9 protein-coding genes are annotated in these 11,279 nt (G+C 35.0%); all 9 read right to left on the minus strand.

The genetic code is table 11. The annotated features are described in order from the left end of the window. Positions 1–29 precede the first annotated feature (29 nt). Positions 30–638 (minus strand): MFS transporter, encoded by a 609-nt coding sequence (locus C7954_RS10030; RefSeq protein WP_243833675.1) that lies wholly within the window; start codon positions 636–638, stop codon positions 30–32. A 423-nt stretch (positions 639–1,061) separates the two neighbouring features. Next, positions 1,062–2,396 carry a GntP family permease gene (locus C7954_RS10035; RefSeq protein ID WP_089717422.1) on the minus strand — a complete coding sequence of 445 codons (1,335 nt, stop codon included), beginning with the start codon at positions 2,394–2,396 and terminating at the stop codon, positions 1,062–1,064. A gap of 65 nt (positions 2,397–2,461) precedes the next feature. Further along, entirely contained in the window at positions 2,462–3,589 is a 1,128-nt protein-coding gene (locus C7954_RS10040) for a glycerate kinase family protein (protein WP_089717419.1), read from the minus strand. Between the two features lie 190 nt (positions 3,590–3,779). Continuing rightward, positions 3,780–4,931 carry a CdaR family transcriptional regulator gene (locus C7954_RS10045; RefSeq protein ID WP_089717417.1) on the minus strand — a complete coding sequence of 384 codons (1,152 nt, stop codon included), beginning with the start codon at positions 4,929–4,931 and terminating at the stop codon, positions 3,780–3,782. 32 nt (positions 4,932–4,963) lie between these two features. Continuing rightward, the gene (locus tag C7954_RS10050; RefSeq protein WP_234971260.1) at positions 4,964–6,271 is read right to left on the minus strand and encodes a cation:proton antiporter; all 1,308 of its coding nucleotides are present in this window, start codon (positions 6,269–6,271) and stop codon (positions 4,964–4,966) included. 111 nt (positions 6,272–6,382) lie between these two features. Further along, on the minus strand, positions 6,383–7,354 hold the full coding sequence (locus C7954_RS10055; RefSeq protein WP_134059895.1) for a D-2-hydroxyacid dehydrogenase: 972 nt from the start codon (positions 7,352–7,354) through the stop codon (positions 6,383–6,385). 120 nt (positions 7,355–7,474) lie between these two features. Beyond that, the gene (locus C7954_RS10060; RefSeq protein ID WP_208320688.1) at positions 7,475–9,229 is read right to left on the minus strand and encodes a glycoside hydrolase family 36 protein; all 1,755 of its coding nucleotides are present in this window, start codon (positions 9,227–9,229) and stop codon (positions 7,475–7,477) included. Further along, positions 9,222–10,217, minus strand: a complete 996-nt coding sequence (locus C7954_RS10065) for a Gfo/Idh/MocA family protein (protein ID WP_134059897.1) — start codon at positions 10,215–10,217, stop codon at positions 9,222–9,224. The genes C7954_RS10060 and C7954_RS10065 overlap by 8 nt, the downstream gene beginning before the upstream one ends. Before the next feature lie 21 nt (positions 10,218–10,238). Continuing rightward, a complete protein-coding gene (locus C7954_RS10070; protein WP_134059899.1) occupies positions 10,239–11,279 on the minus strand; it encodes a zinc-binding dehydrogenase in 1,041 nt (346 codons plus the stop codon).

Raw genomic sequence — 11,279 nt, forward strand, 5'->3', positions numbered from 1 at the left:
TTATATTTTTTAAGAAATATTTAATTGCATTAAAAGATATCGGCATTCATCCAGAGGGCAAGCCCATCTGGTTTTCTGTCGATAAAATCTATAACTACAATAAAAATTATTACTCCATAACTTAAAAAATGGACCCGCCAGCCAAATTTATCAATCACCTGACCAAAAACTGCAACTATAATCGCAAATCCAATTGAGCCCCAGGCCCTCATAAAACCATAATTATGAGCTGTATGGACAGATGTCTCTAAAATCCAGCTGTCCAAAACTGACTGCTGCGGCTCCCATAAAAAACCGACAATTCCAATTGAAATTGCCAGCATTAGATCTCCATAGAAAGTTAAGGGAGTAATTACAAGCCCCATTAAAGACATAGATATAATAAATACCATTTTTCTGTTTTCCAAACGATCACATATATAACCAACAATTGGTGGCGCAATTAAGCCCATAAATGTTCTCAGTGACATTAAAGTCCCAATTCGCATATTGCTGTAACCTAAATCACTAAGATAATAAACTAAATAAGCTCCATAAACTGCCCAGGAGCTCCAAAAGAAAAACTGCAAAAATGAAAATTCTGCTATTATTTTATATGAATTATTTGATTTTACTTTTTTGATTAAATTATTAACCATAACATTATAGATAACGAGTACTTATTTAAAATAATAATTGCAGTTCCCGTTAACTCCTTTCTAAATATTTTACACAAACAAGGATTAGTGTTTGCAATTAAAATTATATCATATTATTTTAAATATTCGAAGGTATTTAAGCTTATAAATATTATGAATTAAATTATAATTAATTTAAAAATAAAAAACAGCTAAAGCCTAAAATACTGCACCTTAGCTGTTTTTTTATCCTGTAATTATTCATGTGTTTTCAGATTAAAAAAAATACTACTATTAATTTTGTTTTAAAGAAATATTATTTAATTTTTCATAGAAAAGTCCCATACCACCATAAAGCAAACCACTTAAAATTATAGAATTTAATATTCAAAAAATTAGAAGCACCAGATCTAATAATTTTAGACCTGATGCTTGATTTTTTGCTTAAATAAAAATCATTGAAAGAATTGCTACAAAGGAAATGGTCACAATTCCCTGAACTAAAGTTGCTGTCGTGTAAGTCTTATAGGCAATATCAGTATCCATATTAGAAAACTGACTTACAACCCAGAAAAAACTGTCATTAGCATGAGAAACTGTCATCGCACCAGCACCAATTGACATAACAACAAGTGCTTTTGCTACAGACCCATCAAGTCCAAGTGAAGGCAGCATTGGAGCTAACAAAGCTGAAGTTGTAATAATTGCAACAGTAGATGAACCCTGAGATGTTTTTAAAGCGGCTGCAATTATAAATGGTAAAAAGATACCTAAATTATAAACAGAAAGAGCTTCACCTAAATAGCTGCCGATTGGAGTAGATTTTAAAACCTGACCAAAAGCTCCACCAGCACCAGTTATCATAATTATAGCAGCAGCATTAACCATACCTTTTCCTATCCAACCATTGATATATTCTTTATCAAATGAAGGCAGCAGTCTAAAGGCAATAAAAACACCTAATAATAAAGCAACTGTTGGATCTCCAATAAAGACTAAGAAAGTTTTTATGTTACCTGTACCAAATATATTTGTTGGGAATTCTGCAATCGACTTTAGAGTAATTAAAAGTATTGGTACAACGATTGGGGCAAAAGAATCAAAAACAGATGGTAAATTAACATCATTTTCACCATCATCAATTTCTATATCAGCATCAACCCAATATTTCGATGCAAATTTTGTTGCCCAGATATAACCAGCGAGTATTGCTGGTATAGAAACTACAACACCAAACATAATTACTAAACCAAGATCTGCACCGAGGTTACCAGCTGCTGCGATTGGTCCCGGAGTAGGTGGAACTAAAGTGTGTGTTGCATAAAGTCCAGTTGAAAGTGCAACAGCCATAGTTGACATCGATATTTTAGCTTTTTTTGCAAGTGACTTATTTAAAGATGATAGAATCACAAACCCGCTGTCACAAAAAACAGGTATTGAAATGATAGCACCAGTGATAGACATAGCTAGAGCTGACTTTGTTTCTCCTACCCAGCTAAGTACTGTATTAGCCATAGTTAAAGTTCCCTTTGATTTTTCCAAAATTGTACCAATAATAGTTCCAGCAATAATTACAATTCCAATGTAGCTTAATATTCCACCAAAACCACTGGTGACTGTGTTTACAACTTCAATTAAAGACATTCCAGAAAAAATACCAACGCCAAATGAAGCTAATAATAATACTAAAAATGCATGTAAATTAACCTTTGCTGTCATAAAAATAATAAATATAATAGCAACAGCTAAAATAACTAATAACATTGGACCTTGTACCATTTTTATTATCCCCCTTTATTTTATATAATCAGGACTAAGAAATATCTTTAGCTTTTTAACCCCCCTTAAATTTGAATTGTCCTAATAATTTGTTCACTTAAATTAGCTAAAAGTTCTGGACTTTTTTCTATTATTTCTTTTAATTCAGCTGGACGATCTATAATGGAGAAATACGAATTTATACCGTAATCTAAAATTTTTTCTACACCTTCACCTAAAGTACCGGCAATAGCAATTACAGGTATATCTTTTTTAGCAGCACTGCGGGAAACGCCAACTGGGGTTTTGCCGTAAATACTCTGACCATCAAGCATTCCTTCCCCTGTAATAACCAGATCAACATCTTTTAAGTAGCTTTCAAAATCAATAATATCAAGTACGATATCCACTCCTGCCTTCAATTCTGCATCTAAAAAAGCTACCAGACCAGCTCCGAGCCCCCCAGCTGCTCCGGCTCCAGGAATCTTATTTATATCTTTATTTAGCTCTTTGATTGCAATTTGGTTAAAATGACGAAGATTTTGATCAAGTATTTTTACCATTTCTGGATCTGCACCTTTTTGCGGAGCATATACATAAGCAGCCCCATCTTTACCATAAAGTGGGTTATCTACATCACAGGCAACCACCACTTCGACATCTTGCAGTCGTGAATCCAATTTATCTAAATTAATCTTTTCAATTTTATCTAAGTTTCCACCACCAAAATCAATCTGCTGCTCTTCAGCATCTAGAATTTCTGCTCCCAGAGCCTGGGCCATCCCCACTCCGGCATCATTAGTTGCACTGCCACCAATCCCTATAATAATTTTTTGAGCACCAGCATCCAGCGCCGAAGCAATCAACTCACCTGTGCCATAAGTAGTAGTTTTCAGTGGGTTCTTTTTACCTTCAGGCACTAAAGGTAATCCAGAAGCGGCTGCCATTTCAATTACAGCAGTTTTTTGATCACCAAGCAGGCCGTAAAAAGCTTTAACTTTATTTCCTAATGGTCCATTTACCTCTTTTTCTATAATTTCACCATTAGTTGCATCAACTAAAGATTGAACCGTACCTTCTCCCCCATCAGCCATCGGCAATAATTCAACATCTATTTTTGAATCATAACTATTTATACCTTTTTTAATATTTTTTGCAGCTTCCATTGCAGTTAAAGATCCTTTAAAGGAATCAGGAGCAACTAAAATTCTCATATATATCTCCTCCATCTGATTTCAATTTATATAATTGACTATATTTAAGATTATGTATATTCTGAATATTAATAATAAACTAACTTTCATCCTCAATTAATATTCTATTATAAGAGTGATACTTATACAATATACAAAATATTAAAATAAAACTGCACAAAAAGATTAATTTTTGTGCAGTTTGTTTAAATCACTGTTCAAACAGGTAAAGATGATAGGCTAATAATAGGGTGAATAACTCTGAAACGTTCTTCAAATCATAACCTGTCTGCTCCTTTATTTTATTTAATTGATACAAAAGTGTATTTCTGTGAATATATAAACTCTCAGCTGTTTGGCTGATGTTCAAATTATTTTCTACTAATGCTTCAATAATTTCTCCAAGATTTGTATCCTTAAAATATTCTGCATAATCATCCTGATGAAAAATATTTTTAAGAAAGTTTTCAGCGTGATAATTCTCTATAAACGGTAAGATATAATTATAACCTAAATTATCAATGCTAAAAATATTATAATTTTCCTGACTTCCTAGTTTGTTACCAACCTCTAAAGCAAACACTGCATCTCGGTAAGATATATGCAGATCATTTATATTATCAACAATAGTTCCAACTCCAATTTGAGCTTCACTTATCATCTTTTTTATTTTTAATTTTAAATTTTTAGCTAATTCATTTATTTTTTTACTTTGAATCTCATTAACTTGATAATTTAAAGTTTTGATTAAAACTAACTTATCACCTCTAATAATAAAAATATCTTCTTTTTTTATAAAAACCAAATTATTTAAATCATTCACTGTATTTGTAACTAATTTAGCATCAAAAGTATCAAAACTTATCACAAAAACAATTCGATTTAAATCTTTTTTTATGTTAAACAACTTTAAACGATCATTTAATAAATCTTGATTTTGAATATTTTCATTAAGTATCTGCTGGTAAAAATTTTCTTTTGCTCTGTTGTCAATTTCAATTTCATGTCTTAAAAATTCCTGCTGCAAAATAAGTTCCACCATATTTTTAACCAATTTACCATAACCAGATACCTCATCAACTTTTCCTGTTATACCGACTACACCAATTATATCTTCATTAAAAATTATTGGTAAATTTATACCAGCTTTAACACCCTTATATCCTTCTATTTCTTCTTCTTTAATAATTATTGCTTCCTGGGTTTTAATTACCTCTCCTGCTATTTCATGAAAAGTATTTAATCTTTTTGAATCACCACTACCGATAATTATCCCTTGACTGTTCATTATATTAATATTTTTACCTAAAACATGCATAGTTTTGATAACTATTTTTTCAGCTAATTCTCTATTTAAATTCATAGATCCTCCCACCTAATTAATTTAAAACCCATTTAATAGCGTTTTGTTTTAATCTCATCTGATTTAATCAATGCATATTCTGTTGCTAAAGAACCAAAGATTTCTGTGAAAATTGAGGTGAATAAAATGACATTTAAAATTAACATTGAAATGCTTGCAACATTTCCTCCAATTTGGACAAAATCTTTTTGAATTATGAATGCTAAATCAATTGTGATTCCGATCTGGGGGATCAGACCAAAGCCTATGTAATCTTCAACATGTTTGGGAGCTGAAGAAAGTTTTGCTCCAAAATGAGCTCCACCTACTTTTCCCAGCATTCTCATTGCTGTATAAGCAAATGCTATTATTAAAAAGCTTGTATCAAACAAATTGCTGATATCTAGTTTTGTCCCTGCTAATATAAAAAATGTTGCCAATAAAGGGACCGTTAAGATATCAATCTTATCTGAAACATCCAAACGCCTCTTAGGAATATTTCGATAAACAAAACCTAAAGTTAAGTTTGCAAACAAAGGTGAAATATGTAGAAATACTGCAGCAGCACTGGTGCCGATGATAGTTGCTAAAATGAGCAATATTTTTCTACTTTCAGAACTGCATCTGATCATTAAATACTGTGATATATAGCCGATAACTAAACCTAATAATATAGCAGCAGCCACCCTAAATAATGGTATCAGCAGCATATTGGTAATTGTTAATTCTACTTCCGGAGAAGCTAAAATATATGATAGGGGCTCCATAAAGGAGAATATTAAAAGTGCCAAAAACTCATCTAAAGCCAGTACAACCATCAGAGTTGCTGAATACTCTCCTGGAATACCATACTCTTTGAGCACCATTACAGTTGCTGCAGGAGCTGTTGCGGTAGCAATTGTTCCAAATAAAATAGCTACAAATAATTCTTTTCCCAATAAAAACATTATTCCTGAGACTAAAACAAAGGCACCAATCGACTCAAATAAGACGATTAAAGCTAGTTCAAACTCCAATTTTTTTAATATTTTTATGTATAAAGAAGTACCAATTCCAAATGAAATAAAAGATACTGCCAAAACAGTGATGAAATTCAATGTGTTTAATAGGTAATTGTACCAGGCCAAAAACTCCTTTGATAAAAAAGATAAATTACCGACCACACTCTGACTAAATATAGTTCCTAATAATATGTAACCTACAACACTGGGAATTCTAAATTTATCTGTTATTGTTTTAACGATAAAAGCTGCTAAAAATAAAAGGCCAATTAAATAAATTAACTTATGGCTTTTATGATTAAGCATCATCCAGTATTGAAGACCATTTAAATTTTCTAAAACACCATAATCAGTAATCACTATCACTCCCCACAGAATATTTATAAATCTAAAATTTTACCGACTTTAATTATATATCAATATTTATTTTAAAACAACCGTAAATTGTCTTAAAAAAATCAAAATAAAATCTTAATTAACTTGATTTATTAATTCTCCACTCAGAAAAGCTCTAATATTTTTTGAAACAATATCCAGCAGAGATTTCCGTGATTCTTTAGTTGCCCAGGCATTATGGGGAGTTATGATTGTATTCTCTAAATATAAAAGTGGATTAGAGTCTGAAGGTGGCTCTGAATTTAAAACATCAAGGGCTGCCACCTTAACTTTTTCTGATTTTAAAGCAGCTGCAAGGTCTTCTTCAACAATCAAACCACCTCTAGCTGTATTAACAATTATCACATCTTTTTTCATCTGAGAAATACTTTTTTGGTTGATCATTTCTGCGGTTTCTTCAGTCAGAGGACAGTGCAGACTAATTATATCTGCCTGAGTGTAAAGATCATTTAAGCTCACAAATTCTATATTATCAGTTGCTATCTTTGGATTATTAATCTTTTTTTCAGGGCTGCGGTCATAGACAATTACTTTCATTCCAAAAACCTGGGCCAGCTCAGCAGTTCGCTGACCAATATTGCCAAAGCCAATAATAGCTAAAGTCCTATTTTTCAGCTCAATCAACGGGTAATTCCAAAAACAAAAATCAGGTGATTGACTCCACTCTTTTTCTTTAACAGCTCTATTATGTTCTCCAATATGAAGTGAGGCTTCTAAAATTAAAGCCAGAGTAAATTGAGCAACTGCATTTGTGCTGTAATCAGGTGCATTAGTTACTATTACATTGTTTTCGGCTGCAGTTTCAATATCAACTACATTGTACCCTGTTGCTAGAATTCCGATATATTTTAAATCAGGTAGAGACTCTATAGTTTTTCTTCCAAGTGGTGTTTTATTTGTTAATAAAATATCTGCCCCCTCTGTTCTTGCTAAAATCTTATTTTCTGGAGTCCGATCATATATTTCAAGATTCCCTAATTCACTAATCTTATCCCAGCTTAAATCACCAGGATTAACTGCATAACCATCTAAAACTACAATTTTCATTTTTATAACCTCCTGCTGTAATATCCGTTACGTCAAATCTAATAGTTTTTATAATAAAAAGCTTCTATTCCTCACCATTAATTAAATGATAACAAATAAAAGCTTAACTTTCTACAAAAATTATTTGAAAATAAGGCAGGAGGAAGGTGGAACTTCAATTTTATGGAGTCCTTTTTCCAGATTGATTTTTTTATTTTCCATCAGCTTACCCTGTGAATTATAAATTTTAAGATTTTTATCTTTAAACTCTGTTTCTAAATCCAGCACCAGCTCCTCATTTAGAGTAGCATTAACCAGAATCAACTCCGGCGGCAGGTTTTTTCCTGGCTGAACCAGCATTTTATCGTAAACAGCTATTATTTTCTGCTGATCATTTTCACTGCTGATTAAAGGATATAAATGAGCTGGAGAAAAAGCTTTTAATTTTCCTTCAAGCAGCACTTCCTTATATTTTTTCCAAAAGCCAAGCCAGAACTCAGCCACAGCTAAATGTTTTTCACTTAATTGACTCAACTTCATTGAAAACTGGGGTACTGCAAATAAAACATTGAGCAGCTGCAGGGCAGCACTGGCTGCACTGGCTTCAGGATCCCACATCAGCATATCCGAATGGACGGCTGTTTCTCCAGCCAGCAGCCTTAAGTCAATTGTTCCAACTCTATTGGTCACTGCATCACCGGGACAGTCATTAACCCTAAAGATATTACCATATTTGCGCATATAGGGTCCGATATATTTCTGCCTGAATTCGATCATAATTTCCGGATTAAGCTGCTGCAGGTTTTCTCTGATATTAAACATTAATCTATCAACTGCCTGATCTAAGGATTCAATATCCATCTCCGGCTCGACTTTCAGCTCACTCTCTTTCTCATAAGCAAACTGATCGATAAAATCAAGTTTAAGTCCATCCAAATTCCAGTCCCGAACTGCAGATTTATAGGTCTCAATCAAATACTCTCTGACTTCCGGATATCTTGGATCAAGGATTCCCGCATCTCTTGCTTCAGCATAAAAAAGAAGTTTATCCTTAAATCGAGGCCAGGCTTTAGAGTGAATACCGACAAAGGGTACACTGTACCAGAGTAAATATTTGAGACCCATTTTATGTATTTTTTCTACATGTTTTTTCATATCCGGGATTCTTGATTCTGCTGCTTCCCAGTCACCACAATAAGCATAACCACGATTATTATCCACGGTCTGCCAGCCATCATCGACAATCACTGCCTCACAGCCAAATTCTTTTGCTTTTCTGGCCTCTTTTTCAATTTCTGCTGCTTTTAAATTCTGATGAAAGCTGTACCAGCTGGAGTACATTGGTTCTTTAGCAGCTGCAGACACAGGAGCTGGCTTGTATCCATCCAACTCCTCATACCAGGCAGAAACATCTTTAAGTGATTGATAATATGGAATCTCTCTGCTGTCAACTCTGAGTACTGCCTGATAATGCTTTCTCTTTTTTGAAGGCTGAGAAAAAAGTATTATCCGGCAGTTAAGACAACCGCTTTCTTCGTTTACTCCCATCTTAAATCTTACAGTCTCCATTGCCTCCGAATAAGCAAGGGTGAGTCTGTTTTGGTCATTTTGACTTAAAAATGTAATTACCGGGGCCAGCGAGGCCGCCTTCGCGGCAAATCCATCCTCCCAGTCAGCTGCCAGTGATTTATCCCGACCGGCCCCTGGATGCCAGGCAGTCTGAACATCGAGCAAAGGGTATAAAAAAGAAAGAGTAACTTCTGGAAAATCAATTTTTTTCTCAGCCTCAATTGAGATTTTAAAATAATCTACATCCTCTTTAAAATGTTCAACTTCAAAATCCAGCTCTTCACTCTCAGATTCAACCTTCAGCAATTCCGGACTCAGCTTAAACATTTTGTTCAGCCCGCTTTTTATTATTTTCTTTTATTTCGCTGATCAGTTTGATTGCCTTTAAGCCTTCGCTGATTGGAACCTGAGCCTCTCTTTTTTCCAGCACAGCCTCGATAAAATCCCTGTTTTCTAAATAGTAAAGGTCCTGATCGGCCGTAAAAACTTTTGTGTCAACTTCCCCCTGCTGATGATATTTAAATACTGCCTTCTCTATATTTTCAAATTCGACGGTTAGGTTTTCGCAGATTACTGTCAGCGCTTTCTTCCAGCTGCCGGGTACAGCACAGTTGGAACCGGCAATACTGCCGAGCGCTCCTGATTTAAACTGAATTAAAGAAAGACTGTTATCTTCAATTGTATATCCTTCAGTCTGCTGATGGCATAGATTAGCCAGCATTCCCTCTGCACTCTGATAATCTCCAAACAAATGCAGAGCCAGATCATAAAGATGAATCACCTGCTCATAGATCTGACCACCGGATTTTTCTAGCTGCCGCCACCAGCTGGAATGAAGGGAATTACAGAAATAATAACCCTGCAGCAGTGCCTGCTGTCCGGCCTGACCGGAATCTATTAGTTCTTTAAGTTTCTGAATTCCTTCAGCAAAACGATAGTGATAGCCGACCTGAGAAATAACACCTGCTTCGTTAACTGCCTCAACCATTGATCTGGCCCGTTTCTCATTGATAGCTATTGGTTTTTCAATAAAAATATGTATCCCTTTATGGACTGCTTTTTCCAGCTGGCCCTGATGGGCAGCCGGAGGTAAGCAGATATAGAGCAGGTCTAAGTCTTTTTCTGCCAGCATCTGATCAAAATCAGCATAAGCCGCTGCATTTTTAAAACCAAGACTATTTATTAAATCTGCAGCCGAATTCTTATGGCGGGAAGTAACTGCTGTGATTTCAACATCTGCCATATCACGCAGAACTCCAGCATGAATCCGGGCCATTTCTCCTGCACCTAAAAACCCAACATTTAATTTCTGCATAATAGTTTTCAGCCTCCCAGTTTAATCAAACTTAAGTACTGTCTGCAGAGCTTCTTTTGGCTCCTGATCCAGCTTTTCAAATAATTTTTCTGCATCTTTAAAATCTTCTATGTTAGTAATCAAACCTTTTAAATCTATTTTTTTAGACTGCTGCAGCTTCATAATCGTCTGATTTAACCGCAGGCGGTCCCAGCGGTAGCTCAATTCCGGTCTGACTCCTGAAATCTGAGAACAGATCAGCTGAATCCGGTTGTGGTGAAATTCTTCCCCTAAATTTAAGCCCTCTGAGCTGCCGGCAAAAAAACCGGAAGCAATTGTCCTGCCGGAATAGGCGGTGGATTTTATTGCCTGGTGAAGTGCTTTTAGAGAACCAGAAATTTCAATACTCACATCTGCTCCTCTACCTCCTGTCAGCTTTTTAATTTCTTTGGCCGCCTCAATTTCAGCCGGATTGAGCACAATATCTGCTCCCATTTTTTTTGCTGTCTCCAACCGCTTCGGATTTAAATCAAGGGCTATTACCCGGGCTCCATTTAATTTAGCCAGCTGAGATACTATCTGTCCCGGCACTCCCTGACCAAAAACTGCTGCTGTTTCTCCAACATGGATATCTGCATCTAAAATTGCATTTAAAGCGATTGATCCAATATGGGAAAAAATTCCATAAATTGGATCAGCTGTCTCCGGCAGCCGGTGTTCAACTGCGAAGTCCTCGTTTAGAACAGCAGTTGTTCGGTGACCCCAGGTTCCGTAAACAGTGTCCCCAATTTTAACTCCTGCAACCTCAGGACCTACTTCTATAACCTCACCAACTTCTTCATAACCCCAGTTTTTAATCGGATAGCTGCCTGCTTCATCTTCTTTTTCTTCAAAAATCCTCAAGTCTGAATTCCAGCTTTTATTTAGATGGGGATTAAATCCTCTATATGAAGTTAACTCTGTCCCGGCACTGATCCCAGAATAAAGTGTTTTAACCCTCACTTCTTCTGCTTTTAAAGCTTTTTCTTCATAATCTATAAATTCAAGTTTTCCCGGTTCAATTAGAGCTAATACTTTTCCCAT

This window comes from Halanaerobium congolense, from assembly GCF_004366375.1.
Classification (GTDB): domain Bacteria; phylum Bacillota; class Halanaerobiia; order Halanaerobiales; family Halanaerobiaceae; genus Halanaerobium; species Halanaerobium congolense.

Excerpts from the sequence above, each read along its gene's own strand:
- C7954_RS10070 (WP_134059899.1), bottom strand. The coding sequence starts at position 11,279 with ATGGGAAAAGTATTAGCTCTAATTGAACCGGGAAAACTTGAATTTATA.
- C7954_RS10045 (WP_089717417.1), bottom strand. The coding sequence starts at position 4,931 with ATGAATTTAAATAGAGAATTAGCTGAAAAAATAGTTATCAAAACTATG.
- C7954_RS10035 (WP_089717422.1), bottom strand. The coding sequence starts at position 2,396 with ATGGTACAAGGTCCAATGTTATTAGTTATTTTAGCTGTTGCTATTATA.
- C7954_RS10030 (WP_243833675.1), bottom strand. The coding sequence starts at position 638 with ATGGTTAATAATTTAATCAAAAAAGTAAAATCAAATAATTCATATAAA.
- C7954_RS10040 (WP_089717419.1), bottom strand. The coding sequence starts at position 3,589 with ATGAGAATTTTAGTTGCTCCTGATTCCTTTAAAGGATCTTTAACTGCA.
- C7954_RS10065 (WP_134059897.1), bottom strand. The coding sequence starts at position 10,217 with ATGCAGAAATTAAATGTTGGGTTTTTAGGTGCAGGAGAAATGGCCCGG.
- C7954_RS10060 (WP_208320688.1), bottom strand. The coding sequence starts at position 9,229 with ATGTTTAAGCTGAGTCCGGAATTGCTGAAGGTTGAATCTGAGAGTGAA.
- C7954_RS10055 (WP_134059895.1), bottom strand. The coding sequence starts at position 7,354 with ATGAAAATTGTAGTTTTAGATGGTTATGCAGTTAATCCTGGTGATTTA.